This window comes from Avibacterium sp. 21-595 (assembly GCF_023611905.1).
GTDB lineage: Bacteria > Pseudomonadota > Gammaproteobacteria > Enterobacterales > Pasteurellaceae > Avibacterium.
Window position 1 is genome coordinate 2,013,923 of record NZ_CP091455.1, and the last position, 17,463, is coordinate 2,031,385.

General features: G+C 40.0%; 15 protein-coding genes. 5 read left to right on the forward strand and 10 right to left on the reverse strand.

What is annotated here, in order from left to right; all coding sequences use genetic code 11:
- Nucleotides 1-58: 58 nt before the first annotated feature.
- On the reverse strand, nucleotides 59-592 hold the full coding sequence (gene dsbB / locus L4F92_RS09330) for a disulfide bond formation protein DsbB (RefSeq protein WP_250349581.1): 534 nt from the start codon (nucleotides 590-592) through the stop codon (nucleotides 59-61).
- 12 nt (nucleotides 593-604) lie between these two features.
- Nucleotides 605-2,146, reverse strand: coding sequence for a Na(+)/H(+) antiporter NhaB (gene nhaB / locus L4F92_RS09335; RefSeq protein ID WP_250349580.1), 1,542 nt, complete (start codon nucleotides 2,144-2,146; stop codon nucleotides 605-607).
- A gap of 132 nt (nucleotides 2,147-2,278) precedes the next feature.
- On the opposite strand from nhaB, the gene fadR reads away from it, so the two are divergent.
- Nucleotides 2,279-3,004, forward strand: a complete 726-nt coding sequence (gene fadR, locus L4F92_RS09340) for a fatty acid metabolism transcriptional regulator FadR (protein WP_250363516.1) — start codon at nucleotides 2,279-2,281, stop codon at nucleotides 3,002-3,004.
- A gap of 51 nt (nucleotides 3,005-3,055) precedes the next feature.
- Here fadR and L4F92_RS09345 read toward each other — a convergent pair whose 3' ends face one another.
- The gene (locus L4F92_RS09345; protein ID WP_250349578.1) at nucleotides 3,056-4,270 is read right to left on the reverse strand and encodes a pyridoxal phosphate-dependent aminotransferase; all 1,215 of its coding nucleotides are present in this window, start codon (nucleotides 4,268-4,270) and stop codon (nucleotides 3,056-3,058) included.
- 209 nt (nucleotides 4,271-4,479) lie between these two features.
- On the opposite strand from L4F92_RS09345, the gene L4F92_RS09350 reads away from it, so the two are divergent.
- From L4F92_RS09350 to menH, 3 genes are read left to right on the forward strand one after another with little or no spacing between them, the layout of a single operon-like run.
- Nucleotides 4,480-5,754, forward strand: a complete 1,275-nt coding sequence (locus L4F92_RS09350) for an isochorismate synthase (protein WP_250363517.1) — start codon at nucleotides 4,480-4,482, stop codon at nucleotides 5,752-5,754.
- Between the two features lie 36 nt (nucleotides 5,755-5,790).
- Complete coding sequence (gene menD, locus L4F92_RS09355) at nucleotides 5,791-7,497, forward strand: 2-succinyl-5-enolpyruvyl-6-hydroxy-3-cyclohexene-1-carboxylic-acid synthase (RefSeq protein WP_250363518.1); 1,707 nt, start codon at nucleotides 5,791-5,793, stop codon at nucleotides 7,495-7,497.
- Nucleotides 7,498-7,513: 16 nt separating this feature from the next.
- The gene (gene menH, locus L4F92_RS09360; RefSeq protein ID WP_250363519.1) at nucleotides 7,514-8,263 is read left to right on the forward strand and encodes a 2-succinyl-6-hydroxy-2,4-cyclohexadiene-1-carboxylate synthase; all 750 of its coding nucleotides are present in this window, start codon (nucleotides 7,514-7,516) and stop codon (nucleotides 8,261-8,263) included.
- 71 nt (nucleotides 8,264-8,334) lie between these two features.
- On the opposite strand, the gene holA is transcribed toward menH, so the two are convergent.
- Genes holA through leuS form a run of 3 tightly spaced genes read right to left on the reverse strand, consistent with a single transcriptional unit; the run spans nucleotide 8,335 to nucleotide 12,503 of the window.
- Nucleotides 8,335-9,372, reverse strand: a complete 1,038-nt coding sequence (gene holA / locus L4F92_RS09365; RefSeq protein ID WP_250349574.1) for a DNA polymerase III subunit delta — start codon at nucleotides 9,370-9,372, stop codon at nucleotides 8,335-8,337.
- Nucleotides 9,372-9,872, reverse strand: coding sequence for an LPS-assembly lipoprotein LptE (locus L4F92_RS09370; protein WP_250363520.1), 501 nt, complete (start codon nucleotides 9,870-9,872; stop codon nucleotides 9,372-9,374). Before L4F92_RS09370 ends, holA begins: the two co-directional genes overlap by 1 nt.
- Nucleotides 9,873-9,920: 48 nt before the next feature.
- Nucleotides 9,921-12,503, reverse strand: coding sequence for a leucine--tRNA ligase (gene leuS / locus L4F92_RS09375; protein WP_250363521.1), 2,583 nt, complete (start codon nucleotides 12,501-12,503; stop codon nucleotides 9,921-9,923).
- A 335-nt stretch (nucleotides 12,504-12,838) separates the two neighbouring features.
- On the opposite strand from leuS, the gene L4F92_RS09380 reads away from it, so the two are divergent.
- Nucleotides 12,839-14,038: a hypothetical protein gene (locus L4F92_RS09380; protein ID WP_250363522.1), complete on the forward strand. Its 1,200-nt coding sequence runs from the start codon at nucleotides 12,839-12,841 to the stop codon at nucleotides 14,036-14,038.
- An 18-nt stretch (nucleotides 14,039-14,056) separates the two neighbouring features.
- On the opposite strand, the gene L4F92_RS09385 is transcribed toward L4F92_RS09380, so the two are convergent.
- From L4F92_RS09385 to L4F92_RS09400, 4 genes are all read right to left on the reverse strand, one after another.
- A complete protein-coding gene (locus L4F92_RS09385; protein ID WP_250363523.1) occupies nucleotides 14,057-14,686 on the reverse strand; it encodes a glucose-6-phosphate 1-dehydrogenase family protein in 630 nt (209 codons plus the stop codon).
- Nucleotides 14,687-14,689: 3 nt separating this feature from the next.
- Nucleotides 14,690-15,511 (reverse strand): bis(5'-nucleosyl)-tetraphosphatase (symmetrical) ApaH, encoded by an 822-nt coding sequence (gene apaH / locus L4F92_RS09390; protein WP_250363524.1) that lies wholly within the window; start codon nucleotides 15,509-15,511, stop codon nucleotides 14,690-14,692.
- A gap of 3 nt (nucleotides 15,512-15,514) precedes the next feature.
- Nucleotides 15,515-16,366: a 16S rRNA (adenine(1518)-N(6)/adenine(1519)-N(6))-dimethyltransferase RsmA gene (gene rsmA / locus L4F92_RS09395; RefSeq protein WP_250363525.1), complete on the reverse strand. Its 852-nt coding sequence runs from the start codon at nucleotides 16,364-16,366 to the stop codon at nucleotides 15,515-15,517.
- Between the two features lie 84 nt (nucleotides 16,367-16,450).
- Nucleotides 16,451-17,395, reverse strand: a complete 945-nt coding sequence (locus tag L4F92_RS09400) for a peptidylprolyl isomerase (RefSeq protein ID WP_250363526.1) — start codon at nucleotides 17,393-17,395, stop codon at nucleotides 16,451-16,453.
- Between the last annotated feature and the right edge of the window lie 68 nt (nucleotides 17,396-17,463).

Sequence of the window (17,463 nt, forward strand, 5' to 3'; positions counted from 1 at the left end):
TTTAGCTGTGCTTATTACAATCATTTAATTTTTAAATGAGATCTTCATTATAATTCAATTATCTAAAGATATTTCTTGTTTGCTCTAAACGTTTAAATTGACTGATTAATAACACCGCTAGTAATAAACTATAAAATGCAAAAATTACGATAATCCATTGCGCCATTGAAAAACCTAAAAATGACCATGTAATATCTGCACAAGATCCGGTTGGGTTAAATATATAAGGCAACCAGCGATCCAAAGGCAATGTCTGTGGAAACTCCGCCATATAAGAACATTGATTCCAAGGCGCAGGATGAAGTTGATAATCAACGTGTTTGATTGCCAGTAATAAGCCTTTTACCGCACTCCCCAAGCCCACTAATAATGCCAATACGCGCAAAATGAGTGAGCGAGGGTAAAGCAAGCCAATTAATGCTGAAAATGTAATGCCAAGCAATGCAACACGCTCATAAATACACATCACGCAAGGGGCTAATCCCATTCCGTGTTGAAAATAAAGTGCGGTGCTTTCTAAGGCGATTGTTGAGATCAATAAAAGCAACCAACCGCCACGATTTAGTGATAACTGTTTGAAATATTTCAGCATTTTAAATCCTTCTTATACTGGAGTAACTAATCCTAGTTGAGTTAAAAACTGTGTTAATGTAGGCAATAAAAATTCTACTGCAGCTAATCCAACTAAAGATAGCACAATTGTATAAGGTAGCGCCATATAAACCATTCTTCCGTAAGATAAACGAATTAACGGCGCAAGCGAGGAAGTGAGCAAGAATAAAAATGCGGCTTGTCCGTTTGGTGTTGCGACAGATGGCAAGTTTGTCCCCGTGTTAATCGCCACAGCAAGTAATTCAAATTGTTGTGGTGAAATAATATGTTGTTCCAACGCAGCTTTTGCTTCATTAATATAGACCGTTGCGACAAAGACATTATCTGAAATCGCAGACAATACCCCATTAAAAATATAGAACAGCATTAACTGAACATTTTCGGAGGCAGACAGTACAAAATGAATAATCGGTGCGAAAAGGTGTTGATCAACAATAACAGCCACCACCGAGAAAAATACCACAAGCAAGGCTGTAAAAGGTAACGATTCTTGGAATGCCTTACCCAATGCGTGTTCACTCGTAATACCACAAGCGGAAGTACATAAAATGATGACACTTAAGCCTATTAATCCTACTGCAGCAAGATGGAAAGCCAGCCCAACGACAAGCCAAATTCCCACAAGAGCCTGAATAATAAGTTTAATACGTTCTTGATTATTCATTTTACGTTGGCGATTACGATCAAATTTTGCCAACACGCCCCAAACTTTGCGTGGAAGTTTTGCACCGTAACCAAATAAGTGAAATTTTTCGACAGCAATACAAGTTAATACACCACAAATTAAGATTGGGATCGTAACTGGCGTCATTCTGAAGAAGAATTCACCAAAGCCCCATTTCGCTTGTTCGGCAATAATTAAATTTTGTGGTTCTCCCACCATTGTCATTACACCGCCTAACGCCGTTCCCACCGCAGCGTGCATCATTAAGCTACGTAAAAAGGCACGAAATTCTTCCAACGTGTCTTTACGATTACCAATATGTTTATCATCATTAATATCATCAGAATCATCAAAGTGTTTCCCTGAAGCCACTTTATGATAAACACCATAAAACCCCATTCCCACACTAATAATCACTGCCACCACTGTTAAGGCATCCAAAAATGCAGAAAGAAATGCCGCACTTAAGCTAAATGAAAGAGACAAAACCAATTTAGAGCGAATATTGAGTAGCAACTTAGTAAAAATAAAAAGTAGCAGTTGCTTCATAAAATAAATGCCAGCCACCATAAACATTAAGAGCAAAATCACTTCAAAATTTGCCATAATTTCTGCCTTAACGTGTTCAGGGCGAGTCATTCCAATCATTACCGCTTCAATGGCTAATAGCCCGCCGGGTTGTAACGGATAACATTTTAACGCCATTGCAAGGGTTAAAATAAATTCAGCCACTAACACCCAGCCTGCAATAAATGGGCTAACACAAAAAAACAAAATTGGATTTAAAACTAAAAATCCAACGATGGCTAATTTGTACCAGTCAGGACTTGAACCAAGAAAATTTTTTAGAAATGCTTGATAATAGTTCATATTACGACCTTTACCTTAAAATGAAAAAATACAACTGTGCCAATTGTAATATATCCACCTTTCAAGGATAATAACAAATCTCTATTTTGTTATCTATGTCACAAATTTTTCAAAAAATAATTGCGCAAAAGTATGAATAATCATCAGTCGCTTCTTAAAGCCCAAAGCCCAGCGGGATTAGCTGAGGAATATATTGTAAAAAGCATTTGGAATAACCATTTTCCGCCGGGTTCTGATCTACCCGCAGAACGGGAATTAGCAGAAAAAATCGGGGTAACCAGAACGACATTGCGAGAAGTGTTGCAACGCCTTGCCCGTGATGGTTGGCTAAGTATTCAGCACGGCAAACCAACCCGCGTGAATAACGTATGGGAAACCGCCGGACCAAATATCATCAGCACACTCATTCAACTGGATAAATCCACTATTCCTGTGATTATTACCAATGTTGTTTCATTACGTACAAAAATGGGCGAACAGTATATCCCTGAAGCCATTCAAACCGATCCCGTCGCGTCATTAAAATTATTTGAAAATCTACCGCACTTGGCAGACACGCCACAGGCGTACGCTGAATTTGACTATCATTTATACCGCGCGTTTACCTTTGTCGCAAACAAACCCGTCTATGGTTTAATTTTAAATAGCTTTAAAGATCTCTACCACCAAGTGGCCTCTTTATTCTTTTCTGAAGCAAAATCGCGTCAATTCACGATGCAATTTTACCAAGCACTGCGCAAAAGTTGTGAGCAAGGCAATGTTGAACTGACTATTCAATGCCTCGCTGAAAACCGCGAACGTAGTAGCAGCATTTGGAAAGCAATGCTACATCACTTACCCGAGGATTTTGGCGAATAAAACAATTTAAGGGGAAAACGCCAGCCGCGAACTGGCGTTTAAATTGATAGATTACTGACGATAATTAGCTAGAAAACGTCCTAATCGCCCAAGCGCATCTTCAATTTGATTTACATAAGGCAAGGTAACAATGCGGAAGTGATCGGGGGAATGCCAGTTAAAACCGCGGCCGTGTACTAATAGCACTTTCTCTTGACGCAACAAATCCAGCACCATTTTTTCATCATCGTAAATATTGAATTTTTTCACATCAATTTTGGGGAACATATAAAGCGCGCCCATTGGTTTCACGCAACTCACTCCCGGAATTTGATTAATCAGTTCATAAGCTTTATTGCGTTGTTCTAATAAGCGCCCACCGGGCAGAATAAATTCATTAATGCTTTGATAGCCCCCTAATGCGGTTTGAATGGCGTGTTGCATTGGGTGATTTGCACATAAACGCATTGAAGCGAGCATATCTAGCCCTTCAATATAACCTTTTGCGTGCTGTTTCGGGCCATTTAAAATCATCCAGCCTTGACGGAAACCTGCAACTCGATAAGATTTAGACAACCCATTAAAGGTAATGGTTAATAAATCCGGCGCAAGTGCCGCAATATGATGATGAACCGCATCGTCATACAAAATTTTGTCATAAATTTCATCGGCAAAAATAATCAATTTATGTTCACGGGCAATATCCACAATACCTTGCAATAAGTCTTTGCTATACACTGCCCCCGTTGGATTATTTGGGTTGATAATCACAATAGCCTTAGTTCGAGAGGTAATTTTGCTTTTAATATCAGCTAAATCAGGAAACCAATCTGCCTGTTCATCACATAAATAATGCACCGCTTTTCCGCCCGCTAACGTAGCAGCAGCTGTCCATAATGGGTAATCAGGCATTGGGATCAACACTTCATCATCATTATTCAATAAGGCTTGCATTGACATCATAATCAGCTCAGACACGCCATTACCGATATAAACATCATTCACATTTGCGCCCTGAATGCCTTTTGATTGGTAATATTGCACAATGGCTTTACGTGCAGAATATAACCCTTTGGAATCACAATAACCTTGTGCTGAGGTCAGATTACGCAAAATATCCACCAAAATTTCATCTGGGGCTTCAAAACCAAAAGGCGCAGGATTGCCGATATTTAATTTTAAGATTTTATGTCCATCTTCTTCTAAACGTAGCGCCTCTTTATGCACTGGCCCACGAATATCGTAACAAACGTGTTCTAACTTGCTTGATTTAGGAAAGGTTGTCATTGTTATTATCCTTTTGGTTGCAATATCAATAATGTTGCGTGCGGTTATCATTTGGGGTAAAAAATTGCCGATAAAAATCGGCTTATTTCTTACCGCACTTTACGCTTATTTTACAAAGATGAAAAGATTTTATAAAAAATTTTCATAAAGTGCGGTAGAATTAGCCCTTATTTTTAACTGATTTTTTTGCCAAAAACAACGCTTTTTAAATGGATAATTTACGCACAATAAAACAACAGCTTTTGGCGCAACTCCGCCCTTCTCTGCTTGAACATAAGAAGATCGCTTGTGTGCAGGCAGAAATGGTTACGAACCTCAATTTATTAAGCTGGCTAAAAGCGCAAAAAACCTATCCGCAGTTTTACCTTAATTTCCGTGATAGTAAGCAAGTTGTCGCCGCTATCGGACAAGTGCGGTGTTTTTTGGAATTAAATCTGGCACAAGCTTTTATGCAAGAAAACCATTATCCCTTAGTGGGCGGTGTGCAATTTTATGGTGAAAGCCAATTTTTCTTACCACGTTTGTATTTGCAACAGCAAGAAAATAAGCTAAAAATTCAACTATTCATCGATCAAACAAAAGATTTTGCACAAGAATACCAAGCCTGCTTAAACGCATTAGAAACTTTTGAAAAAAGCACCGCACTTTGTCCAATTCAACAATCCATTCATTTTGGGCAAAAACGGGCAGCACAAGCACAATGGTGTGAATGGGTAGAACAAGGTTTACAGCAGATTAAGCAAGGCTTACTAAATAAAATTGTATTGGCGAATGAAACACTTTTCCACTCAGAAGGAAAACTGAACGCCTATGATTTTTTGGCTGAAAGTGAACGCTATAATTTCGGTTGCTATCATTTTCTATTTGCTGAAACGGAAGAATGTATTTTTATTGGCTCAAGCCCTGAACGCCTGTATCAACGGCAAGGCACACAACTGCAAACCGAAGCATTGGCAGGGACAGCCTTAGTGGGTGAAAATGCACAAGAAACCGCACAACAAGCCCAATGGCTTCTGCAAGATAAAAAAAATATTTATGAAAATCAACTCGTTGTTGATGACATTAAGCAACACCTTGCACCTTATAGCCAACATATTGAGGTTTCGCCCTTAGGTCTGAAGACCTTGCGCCAAGTGCAGCATTTAAGACGTAAAATTTCTGCACAGATTTCCCCCGAATATGGTGATAACCTTTTCTTAAATGCCATTCACCCCACCGCGGCAGTAGCAGGCTTGGGACGAAACGAAGCCATCGCATTTTTACGTCAAACGGAAACCTTTGACCGCCGTTGGTATGCAGGAACATTAGGCGTAATGCAAAAAGAATGGGCAGAATTCTGTGTGGCGATTCGCTCAGCGTTCATTGAGCAAGAACAAATTCGCGTTTTTGCCGGTGCGGGGATTGTTGAAGGCTCTATTCCCTTGTTAGAATGGCAAGAAATTGAGCGTAAAGCCTTAGGATTAATTTCTTTATTACAAGAATAAACATAGAAAGAACGAACAAAATCAATGGAGAACCCTATGTCAGTGAGTGTATTTAATCGTTGTTGGTCAAAAGTGATCTTGGAAACCCTGATTCGTCAAGGGGTTAGCCATTTTTGCATTGCGCCCGGTTCTCGTTCTACCCCACTCACGTTAGAAGCCGCTCGCCTTGAACAAGGTGGCAAAGCCAAATGCCATACCCATTTTGATGAACGTGGTTTGGGTTTTCTCGCCCTTGGTTTAGCTAAAGCAAATAAAAAGCCTGTGGCGATTATTGTAACTTCTGGCACGGCAGTGGCAAATCTTTATCCCGCGGTGATTGAAGCGCGCCAAAGTGGGGTAAATCTCATTGTATTGAGTGCCGATCGCCCGCCTGAATTATTGGAGTGTGGTGCAAATCAAGCCATTTTACAGCACAACATTTTTGCTGATTATCCTGTCGCAACAATAAATTTACCTCGTCCTAGCCAAGATTATTCACCTAACTGGCTGATTTCGCTTGTGGAACAGGCTTGTTATCGACAAAGCCAGCACGCTGGTGTCGTGCATATTAATATGCCATTTGCTGAGCCGTTATATGAAGCCAATGCAGAACAAATTGATCAACATCCTTGGCTTATGCCAATTCAGCGTTGGTTAAGCCAAAACAAACCGTGGCATAACCATCAAGCCCCACAAAAAGAAGTGGTAATGCACGAACATTGGGATCATTGGCGTACAAAACGTGGGATTATTTTGGTTGGAAAACTCCCCACAGAGCAAGCTATGGGCATTCGCACTTGGGCTGAAACGCAAGGCTGGATTATGCTCACAGATATTCAATCTGGCGTTGAGCCAACCCTACCTTATGCGGATATTTGGCTGGCAAATCAAACCGTTAAGAAAAAATTGCTTGAAGCAGATATTGTGTTGCAATTTGGCTCGCACTTTATTAGCAAACGTATAAATCAATTTATGGCGGCCTTTAAAGGGGAATATTGGATCGTTGAACCTTCAGATAATTCGGTTGATCCAAACCATCACGCACACACCCGTTTTAATGGAAAAATTCATCATTGGCTACGCGCCCATCCCCCTTTACGCCAGAAACCTTGGTTATTAGAGCCAATCGCACTGGCTAAGTTCTGTGCCAGCTTTGTGGAACAGCAAGTGGGCGGTAATTTGAATGAGGCCTCTTTAGCTCACCATTTAGAGCGTTTATTACCCAATAATGGACTGCTCTTTTTGGGCAACAGCCTCTTTGTACGCTTGGTTGATGCCCTAACTAAATTGCCAGAAGGCTACCCGGTGTACACCAACCGTGGTGCAAGTGGCATTGACGGTTTACTTGCCACCGCAACAGGCTTAAGTTTAGGCTCAAACCAGCCTGTGGTAGCAATGCTTGGAGATACTTCCGCCCTATACGATCTCAATTCCTTAGCATTGCTTAAAAAAGTAAACCAGCCAACCATTATTTTTGTGATCAATAATAATGGCGGTGCAATTTTCGATATGCTGCCTGTGGATGCGGAAATGAAAAATAAATTCTATCGTATGCCGCATAATTTAGAATTTTCTCACGCGGCATCAATGTTTGATCTCAAATATGCACGTCCTTACACTTGGGCGGATCTCAGCTCCGTGCTTAAACAGGCTTATTTCCGCCGCGAAGCCACTTTAATCGAAATTAAGGTGAACAATAGCGACGGCAGTAATATTTATAAACGTCTGATTGAACAAATTAGCCACGCAGTCATTGGCGCTTAGATAAGAAGCTTAAGTAATGGCAAAGCCCCATTTAGTTTTTCTGCACGGTTTACTTGGTACAAAGGCGGATTGGCAAAAAATCATCGAAAAACTACCGCACTTTTCCTGTCTCGCTCTTGATCTCCCCTTACACGGGGAGAATAAACATATTAACGTGACAGATTTTGACAACGCAGCAGAAATACTCACTCAACAAATTCAAAGTGCGGTGCAAAATCAGCCCTATTTTTTAATTGGTTATTCACTAGGTGGACGGCTTGCTCTTTACTATGCCTTACAAGCCGAAGTAGAAAAAGGTGATTTACAAGGGTTGATTTTAGAGGGGGCAAATTTAGGGCTAACCTCCGAGCAAGAACGCCAACAACGCTGGCAAAATGATTGTGATTGGGCTGAACGTTTTGCCACTCAGCCAGCTCATCAGGTGTTAGAAGATTGGTATCAACAACCCGTGTTTAGCCACTTAACCGCTGAACAACGGCAGGTCTTGATTAAACTTCGCCAAGCTAATTGTGGTGAAAATATTGCTCAAATGCTCAAAGCCACTTCTCTTGCCACACAACCTGATTTTCGCTCACAAGTGCGGTCAAATTCCTTGCCAATTTTTTATCTTTGCGGTGAAAAAGATGTCAAATTCCGTCAAATGGCGGTGGAAAACCAACTCAACTTACATTTCATTCCCAATGCAGGACATAATGCTCATCAAGAAAATCCACAGGCTTTTTCGCAATGTTTGGCACACATTCTCGCTAAAATTCATTCTATTTAAGTGAAAAAACGCAGTTTTTATAAGATGTTAAGTAAGCACTAGGTTGGAAAAATGCTGACTAATACGAAAATCTAATGACAAATTTGTATAGATAAATCCGCCAGTTTTTCCCATACATCATCACTAAATTCAAGTTTTACCAAACGTTCTAATTCGGCGAGCTGTTGAATAATTTCATACAGTTTACGATAGTTTAAGCGTTGAATCGCTTGTAAGAAAAGTGGGCGACGTGTTTGCCAAATTTTAAGTTGATCAAATTTTTCACGCAATTTCGCCGTAGAAAGCCCTTGATCAATATTGCTCATCCCTTGTTGTGGTTGAGTGAGTGTCAAAAGGGTTATTAACTCACGTTGCAAGGTACGCAATAAAATTACAGGCTGAATTTCCTCACCACGCAACCCTGCTAAAATTCGTCTGGCACGTTGGCTTTTTCCCTCAAGTAAGGCATCAACCCATTGAAATACGGTAAACACGGAGGATTGTTCCACCACATTTTGCACGCGAGATAAGGTGATTTTATCCTTTGGATAAAGCAATGCTAGTAGCTGCAAGGTCTGTTTTAAGGCAAGAAGATTATTTTCATAGCTATAACACAAAAGCTGGATTGCCTCTGGCTCAATAAAGATTTCTAAGGTTTTACTACGCCCAACAATCCAACGAGGTAATTGTTCAATACTTGGTGTTTGACAATTTACGAGAGAAAATTGCGGATCAAACTGACTGGCTTGCACAAACCAATCTTGTTTTTCCATTGGTTTGGTGAGTTTTGCCATTTGCAAAATGAGTAGCACATCTTGATTTAACAAACTTATTAATTCAGCGATACGCTTTTGTAAAAGTGCGGTGAGATTTTCAGGAAAATTTAACACTAAAATTTGACGACTGAAAAATAATCCCATTGATTGCACTTGTTCGTTTAAGGCGATCCAATCGGTGCTATTATCAATAGTCATTTCATTTTTTTCATCAAAGTCTTGCTGTTTTGCCGTTGTGCAAATGAGATCCTTGCTTTCTTGTAAAAGCAAAGGATCTTGCCCCACTAAACAATAAATTGATGCTAACTTTTTATCTAGCGAGGCACTGAGCTGATCGGCAAACAGACGTTGCATTATTGGCTTTTCACCTGCTGTTTTAACGCCACCATTTTGCTGATAAGTTGGCGCGCTGCTTGCTCACGCATATCATTCCAAATTACCTCTTTTTCGGCAGATTTGGCTAATGCTGCACGTGAGTTATCAAAGAAAGTGCGAGTTACTTGCGTATTAATTGGATAACGTTGCTTGTTTTTCAGCTGAATGTTCGCCTCCACTTGTAACACTAATACTTTTTCAGCCTCACGTCCTTGCTTGAAAATAGATGCCACTTCACTGTTCTCACGCACATTATTTAAGCGGAACACCACCACATCGCCTTGCTCAACAAGTTGGATATTATTGGCTCTTAACTGCTTACGCATTGCAATCGTCATCGCATCATAAGGATCACGGCTTTCTAGACGCAATGTTCTTAGTTCTTGCGGAATTAATTCGCCATTTTGGAAATGAAAACCACAAGCCGTGAGTAATGCAACAACACTGACGAGAGATAATTTTTTAAGTAAGTTCAACATTTGATTTTCTCTTAATAATTCGCCCCACCTAATGCGTGGGGCATAGGATCATTTCGCTACAAAGCTAAATAACTTACCGGGTACATAGATGGTTTTCACAATGTTTAGACCATCTAAGAATTTTTGTACATTCGGATCAGCAAGCGCAATGTCTTTAATCGCCTCTTCTGCCATATCCGCAGGCACAGTAATTTTAGCGCGCACTTTACCATTGACTTGCACCACTACCAGTTTTTCGTCATCGATCATTGCTTGCTCATCGGCTTTCACCCAAGGGGCAAAGTCAATCGCCCCTTGATTTCCAAGCTCTTTCCATAATTGGAAACAAATGTGCGGAGTGATCGGATAAAGCATTTTAACGACCGCATTTAACGCTTCAGCCATTACCGTGCGATCTTGTTCATCTTCTAATGGGGCTTTGGTTAATTTGTTCATTAGCTCCATCACCGCAGCAATCGCCGTGTTAAAAGTTTGACGACGACCGATATCATCGCTCACTTTCGCAATAGTTTTATGCACATCACGGCGTAAGGCTTTTTGAGCGTTAGAAAGTGCGGTTGGATTTAGCGCTGTTTTTGCAGGATTTTTACTGTACTCAAAGACTAAATTCCATAAACGGCGTAAGAAACGGTTTGCCCCTTCCACGCCAGATTCTTGCCATTCTAAGGTCATTTCAGCAGGGGAAGCAAACATCATAAATAAGCGTACGGTATCTGCACCGTATTTTTCCACCATTTCTTGTGGGTCAATACCATTGTTTTTCGATTTTGACATCTTCGTCATTCCGCTATGGACTAACTCGCGTCCTTCATCATCAATAGCACGGATAATACGTCCTTTTTCATCACGCTCAAGCGTAACTTTGGTTGGCGAGACCCAAATGCGTTCGTTGGTGTCGCTGGTGTAATAAAACGCATCAGCTAAGACCATTCCTTGACATAATAATTTATTTGCTGGCTCATCTGTGTTTACTAAACCAGCATCACGCAATAATTTATGGAAGAAACGGAAATAAAGTAAATGCATTGTGGCGTGTTCAATACCACCGATATATTGATCCACTGGCAGCCAGTAATTTGCCTCTTCAGGGTTCAACATTGCTTGGTGGAAATCTGGACAAGTGTAACGCGCGTAATACCACGAAGATTCCATAAAGGTGTCGAAGGTATCGGTTTCTTTCAATGCAGGTTGCCCATTGTAAGTGGTTTTTGCCCAATTTGGATCAGCTTTGATTGGGCTACGAACGCCGTCCATCACCACATCTTCAGGTAATACAATTGGCAAATCTGCAAGTGGTGCCGGCACAACTTCACCATTTTCAAGGGTAAGCATAGGGATTGGTGCGCCCCAATAACGTTGGCGTGATACCCCCCAATCGCGTAAGCGATAATTCACTTGACGTTTGCCCACACCCATTTGTTCTAATTTATCCGCAATCCCTTTGAATGCAGCATCAAAACCTAAGCCATCAAATTCTGCTGAATTAATCAAAATACCGTGTTCAGTATAAGCCTGCTGTGATAAATCTAACGAGCTACCGTCTTCTGGCGTGATAACAGGGTAAAGCGGTAAATCATATTTTTTAGCAAATTCATAATCACGCTCATCGTGTGCTGGCACCGCCATTACCGCTCCTGTGCCATAATGCATTAACACAAAGTTAGCGACCCAAACAGGCACTAATTTCCCTGTAATCGGGTGAATGGCGTGAATGCCCGTTGCCATTCCTTTTTTCTCCATTGTGGCAAGCTCTGCTTCCGCCACTTTAGTATTTTTTGCTTCTTGAATAAATTGGGCAAGTGCGGGGTTATTTTGTGCTGCTTTTTCCGCTAATGGGTGTGCTGCGGCAACAGCCAGATACGACACGCCATAGAACGTATCTGGACGTGTCGTATAAACCGTTACGGTTTCATCAGAATTTTCAATATTAAAGGTAATTTCTACCCCTTCTGAACGACCGATCCAGTTACACTGCATCGTTTTCACCATATCAGGCCATTCAGGCAGTTGATCTAAACCGCCCAATAATTGTTCAGCATAGTCAGTAATCTTAATAAACCATTGTGGGATCTCTTTTTGTTCCACAGGGGTATCACAACGCCAGCAACGCCCTTCGTGAACTTGCTCATTAGCAAGCACAGTTTCATCATTCGGACACCAGTTTACGCTAGAGGTTTTTTTATACACTAAGCCTTTGCGGTAAAGCTCCGTGAAGAACCATTGCTCCCATTTATAATATTCAGGTTTACAAGTGGCAATTTCACGATCCCAGTCAAAACCGAAGCCCAAAATTTTGAGCTGATTTTTCATATATTCAATATTTTCGTAGGTCCATTTGGCAGGCGCGGTTTTATTTTTCACCGCTGCTCCTTCCGCAGGTAAACCAAATGCATCCCACCCCATTGGCTGTAACACATTTTTACCGTTCATTCGCTGGTAACGAGAAATGACATCACCAATGGTATAATTACGAACGTGTCCCATATGCAAGCGACCAGATGGATAAGGGAACATTGAAAGGCAATAATATTTCTCTTTACTCGGATCTTGCACCGCTTTAAACGTCTTATTTTCAGCCCAATATTTCTGCACTTCACTCTCAATCAAATCAGGGCGATATTGTTCTTGCATAATGTTACCTTTAAAAAATTATCAAAAAATTGACCGCACTTTCCCCCCTTTACCAGAGGCGATTTTAGCGGTATAGATGAATAAGAAAATGTGGTATAGGATAGCGTAAAATGGGGAAAATTGATAGTACCTTACACTAATTCTACACTAAATATATGGGGCTAACTCCAGCTTTAAACATTCCCTAAAAATCAATGTTACCTCCGACCACATCACTCAAATTTCTAAAAAATATGACATCATCATTTTGTGAAGGACATCACACTTTTTAAATAAGATTTAATCTATAATGCTCGGAAATATTCAAGTCTAAGAAACTGAAATAGAGAAAAATAATGAAAATGTCTTTGACTTTATTGCGTATAATTTTCCTGCCCACATTATTTTACTTGTTTTGTTCTCTTGCCTTTGGGCAAAATACACTTTCTTTGCAAAAACAAGATAATAAACTTATACTTAACTTCCAATTAGATAATGCGAAAAAGATAGTCATAGATCCTATTTTTAATGAGGTTTTTATTCCAGAAAAAAGTATAATGAATTCTAATGATGGAAAATTTAAAGTAACACTACATATCAAACCGATTACGTCTGAAGATTTTTACGACCCATTACGGTTATACAGCAATGGTGAGTTTCTCTTATATTCTGAATATCTTTTCCCATACAAGATTATTTATAAAAACAATACAACGACAAATAAAAATCACACGGAACATAATAAATACCCATTGATAAAAATAAAACAAGATCCTAAAAACTATGTACTTGGAAAAAGATATATATTTTTCGGAAAGCCTGAAAAAATAAAAATTATCGGCTTGCCAGAAAATGCTCCCCTACAAAATAAACTTCACTCATTAGCTAAAGACATCTTTTCTTACTATGCAAAAAAATTTGGTCATTTATCCAAAAAAGAACCAATTATGATCATAGACTTTACTCACAATAATCAAAACAGAGGGAATTTTTATTATAAAGGAGATGCAATAGAAAATTTTCTTTCTTACAACGTAAATAATGTATTAACACTCTCTCAACAATCCTATTTCCAACTTTATCAATTTATTGCGCACGAAATATTTCACCTCTGGAATGCTTACGAACACGAACATAAACAAACTCATTGGTTACATGAGGGAAGTGCAGATTATTTTGCTTTTCAACTTTTATCCGATTTAGGTTATATCAAAAAAGACAAATTAGAAAAAATAAAATCTGCTTATTTAACTCGCTGTCGCCGTTTTTACTTAGATAAACAGCATAAAAATGAGATTATGAATAACAGTAACAATGATTCTTCTATTTATTTTTGCGGCACCGCTTTACATATTATATTAGAAAAGCTAGCAAGCCCTCAAGCAGTAGAAAATATATGGAAAGCAATTTTCAAAAAACCTAGTTACCATAACAATGATTTCTGGAAGCTGATAAAAAATAGCCCAAATATTTCCCCTAGAACCAAACAGATAATTTATGCATTTATTTATAAAAAAGGGGGAGTAATTCGTACAATTAACACATTAAAGAAATAGCTCAATAAATATAATGAACTATGAATGACATTTTTCATACAACGGCAGTAACTCTTGAATAGTTTGTACGATAAATTCCACCGCATCAATGTGATCTAATTCAGCTTTTTCAATATTTTTTCCTATACAGAAAAAATCTTCATCATTGTTGAGTAAAAAATCCTGTGCAGAAAGCGACCGCACTTTGCGGAAATCAGCGTATTCGCTTTCATCACCACGCCAAAAATCAAAATCGGCATACTGTACTTGATCCAACTGTTCAACCCATTGGTTGTATTGTTGCACATTGATTTGCGAGCGATCAGCTCGGTAGCAATGCCAATCAAGGCTCACTTGTAAACGGCGACGATTTAAGATAACCGATAGAATCGCTGCGGAATTTTTGTTAAATTCATATTTAAAATAAGCAAAAAAATGCGCCCGCACTTGCCAACCGTTACACCATTTTTCAATATGAGGTTCAGCAAAAGGTGCGCCAAGCTGTTGTGCCACTTGTAAGATGGCGGTCTTCCATAAATTCCAGTCCCGTTTGTAATCCGCTTTAATTTGTGGGATTTGTTCAGGGCAAAATTTTTTCATTTGTGCGAACTGAAAAAAAGGCAGATTAAACAGATCGCAACTAGCAGAGGTAATCGGTTTTGCCTTCATTTTTTAGGTATATTGTTTCATTGCTGGTTGAGTAAAATAACGCTTATCTTCCCAGCGTAGCATTGTCATTCGATTGCCCCACACACAGCCGGTATCAAGGGCATAAATATTAGCTGGCGTAGGCGTATCCACTAAACTTGCCCAATGGCCAAAGACGATATTTTGTGTTTTAAACAAGGGATTATTAAGCCTAAACCAAGGTGTCAGTTCAACGGGGGCTTCATCAACAGGGGCTTTGCAATCAAAGTCAAGGCGGTGATCATAATAGCAAAAACGCATACGGGTAAACACATTAATAATGTAACGTAAACGGTCGATACCGTGCAAATCAGGCGACCAGCGATCTGGCTGGTTATCATACATTTGCGCGATCATTGCATAATAATCACCGTGGCGTAGCACTTGTTCCACTTCGCTAGCACAAGCTTTCGCGGTGTCAAGATCCCAATCAGGTGAAATGCCGGCGTGAGTGAGCAAGAAATTGGCTTGCTCATTATGAATAAGTAAAGGCTGCTGGCTAAGCCAGTCAATCAACTCGTGAAAATCAGGGGCGTTGAAAATGGCATCCACACGATCTTTGGGCTTCACTTGCTTAATTCCAAGTGCGGTAGAAATTAAATGCAAATCGTGATTGCCTAGCACAGTGTGAGCCGACTCGCCAAGCGATTTGACTAAACGCAAACATTCAAGCGATTTATCCCCTCGCGCCACCAAATCACCAACCAAATAAAGGACATCTTGGCTTGGATCAAACTTTACCTTTTCCAGCAAAGCGTGCAGTTCATCATAACAGCCTTGCAGATCACCGACTAAATAAGTTGCCATTGTTTATTCCACTTCACTCTGTTCATTTTCCAGCACAGGATTATCACACAGCCAGTTTGCCAATCTTGCATAATCGGCAATGGAGAGATTTTCCGCTCGTGCGTTCAAATCAATACCAAGTGCGGTGAGATTTTCTGCAGAAAATAACGTAGAAAGTGCATTACGCAAGGTTTTACGACGTTGATTAAAGGCTTGCGTACACACGCGATTGAGCCAGTATAAATCTTTCACAGGGTGCGGAAGCGTGCTGTGTGGAATTAAGCGCACCACCGCAGAATCCACTTTGGGTGCTGGTTTGAAAGCTGTCGGCGGCACTTCCAATACAGGCATTACTTGGCAAAAATATTGCGCCATAATGGTTAAGCGTCCGTAAGCCTTGCTATTCGGTGCAGCGCAAAGACGTTTTACCACTTCTTTTTGTAGCATAAAGTGCATATCTTGAATTTGTTCGCAATAGTTGAACAAATGGAACATTAATGGCGTTGAAATGTTATAAGGAAGATTGCCGAAAATGCGTAATTTCTGATTTTTTTCCGCTAAATGCTCATCACGGTAAAGTTGCCCAAAATCAAACTGCATCGCATCTGTTTCAATCACATTCAACTTTTGATGTAAAAATGGGTGATGACGCAAACGTTCAGCCAAATCTCGGTCTAACTCCACAACGGTTAAACGCTCAACTCGCTCCGCCACAGGTTCTGTTAGCGCCCCCAAACCGGGGCCGATTTCTACTAAGAATTGATCTGGCTGTGGATAAATGGCTGCCACAATGCTTTGAATAATATTATCGTCTGATAAAAAGTTCTGCCCAAAACGTTTACGGGCGGTATGACCTAGATGTTTTCTTGAACTCATAATGATTTATCACTGTTAAAAAAGACACGCTATTATAAAACAAAAATCCCAGCATTGGGGCTGGGATTTCGTGATTGCTTCAAATTACTTGAAATATTTAATATTCGCTGTTTTACGCAAGGCTTTCACCCAATCTTGTGAGGCTTCACGCAGTTGTTGATTAACTAACTGTTCATAGGCTTTTTGCATATAAGCATCACGGGTACGATCCCCTTGGCGAGTGTCAGTAACTTCTAAAATATGCCAGCCAAATTCTGTTTTAAATGGGGCTGAAATGGTGCCTTTCTTCGTGCTTTGTACCATTTTAGCAAAGGGTGGCACATAGGTTTCTGGGAAAGCAAAGCCTAAACTGCCGCCATTCGCGCCAGATAAATAATCTTTAGAATATTTTAATGCGGCATCAGCAAAGGTGGTTTTGTGCGCCAAAATATCCGCACGAATTTGAGTTAATTGCGCTTTCGCTTGCGCATCATTTAATAATGGGTTTAATTTCAATAAGATATGACGAACTTGGTATTCTGTTCCAGTTACTTTTTTCTCTTTACCCTGTGCTTTCGCTTGATCAAGCAATTTTTGCCCAAGTTCTTGCACTTCTTCTCGGGTTACATCAACACTTTTACCAATCGCCTGATTGCGCACTTCCGACATTAATAATTGATTTGCGATCTGTTGGCGATACTGATGATAGTTAATGCCTTGATAATCCAATACATCAAGTAGTTGTCCGTACGTCAAGCCATTGCGTGCCGCAATATCTTCCATTACACGATCAACTTGTGCGCTACTCACACTCACGCCAGAATCTTTAATGGCTTGATTAACTAAAATATCATCAATCACCGTATTTAATGCCGCCTCGCGATTTGCTTCTGTATTGGCCTTTTTACCTAAAGCAGTACGCACTTGGCTTTCTAAAATAGGGCTTCCATTCACTGTGGCAACCACGCGTTCTACAGCAGATACATTCGCTGAAAGCGCAAATAATCCCACCAAACCTACTAAAATCGCTTTAAAGTTAAATCCTTTCATATTTTCCATTTATTAGTTCAAATTATTTTACGTTAGAGTGTCAATTTGCCAAAAGGTTCATCGATTTA

What these genes read in the sequence shown, in the direction of transcription:
- menD (WP_250363518.1), top strand. Translation starts at nt 5,791, where the DNA reads ATGTCAGTGAGTGTATTTAATCGTTGTTGGTCAAAAGTGATCTTGGAA.
- rsmA (WP_250363525.1), bottom strand. Translation starts at nt 16,366, where the DNA reads ATGAGTTCAAGAAAACATCTAGGTCATACCGCCCGTAAACGTTTTGGG.
- L4F92_RS09350 (WP_250363517.1), top strand. Translation starts at nt 4,480, where the DNA reads ATGGATAATTTACGCACAATAAAACAACAGCTTTTGGCGCAACTCCGC.
- L4F92_RS09380 (WP_250363522.1), top strand. Translation starts at nt 12,839, where the DNA reads ATGAAAATGTCTTTGACTTTATTGCGTATAATTTTCCTGCCCACATTA.
- L4F92_RS09400 (WP_250363526.1), bottom strand. Translation starts at nt 17,395, where the DNA reads ATGAAAGGATTTAACTTTAAAGCGATTTTAGTAGGTTTGGTGGGATTA.
- L4F92_RS09345 (WP_250349578.1), bottom strand. Translation starts at nt 4,270, where the DNA reads ATGACAACCTTTCCTAAATCAAGCAAGTTAGAACACGTTTGTTACGAT.
- nhaB (WP_250349580.1), bottom strand. Translation starts at nt 2,146, where the DNA reads ATGAACTATTATCAAGCATTTCTAAAAAATTTTCTTGGTTCAAGTCCT.
- apaH (WP_250363524.1), bottom strand. Translation starts at nt 15,511, where the DNA reads ATGGCAACTTATTTAGTCGGTGATCTGCAAGGCTGTTATGATGAACTG.
- L4F92_RS09385 (WP_250363523.1), bottom strand. Translation starts at nt 14,686, where the DNA reads ATGAAGGCAAAACCGATTACCTCTGCTAGTTGCGATCTGTTTAATCTG.
- fadR (WP_250363516.1), top strand. Translation starts at nt 2,279, where the DNA reads ATGAATAATCATCAGTCGCTTCTTAAAGCCCAAAGCCCAGCGGGATTA.
- L4F92_RS09370 (WP_250363520.1), bottom strand. Translation starts at nt 9,872, where the DNA reads ATGTTGAACTTACTTAAAAAATTATCTCTCGTCAGTGTTGTTGCATTA.
- menH (WP_250363519.1), top strand. Translation starts at nt 7,514, where the DNA reads ATGGCAAAGCCCCATTTAGTTTTTCTGCACGGTTTACTTGGTACAAAG.
- holA (WP_250349574.1), bottom strand. Translation starts at nt 9,372, where the DNA reads ATGCAACGTCTGTTTGCCGATCAGCTCAGTGCCTCGCTAGATAAAAAG.
- leuS (WP_250363521.1), bottom strand. Translation starts at nt 12,503, where the DNA reads ATGCAAGAACAATATCGCCCTGATTTGATTGAGAGTGAAGTGCAGAAA.
- dsbB (WP_250349581.1), bottom strand. Translation starts at nt 592, where the DNA reads ATGCTGAAATATTTCAAACAGTTATCACTAAATCGTGGCGGTTGGTTG.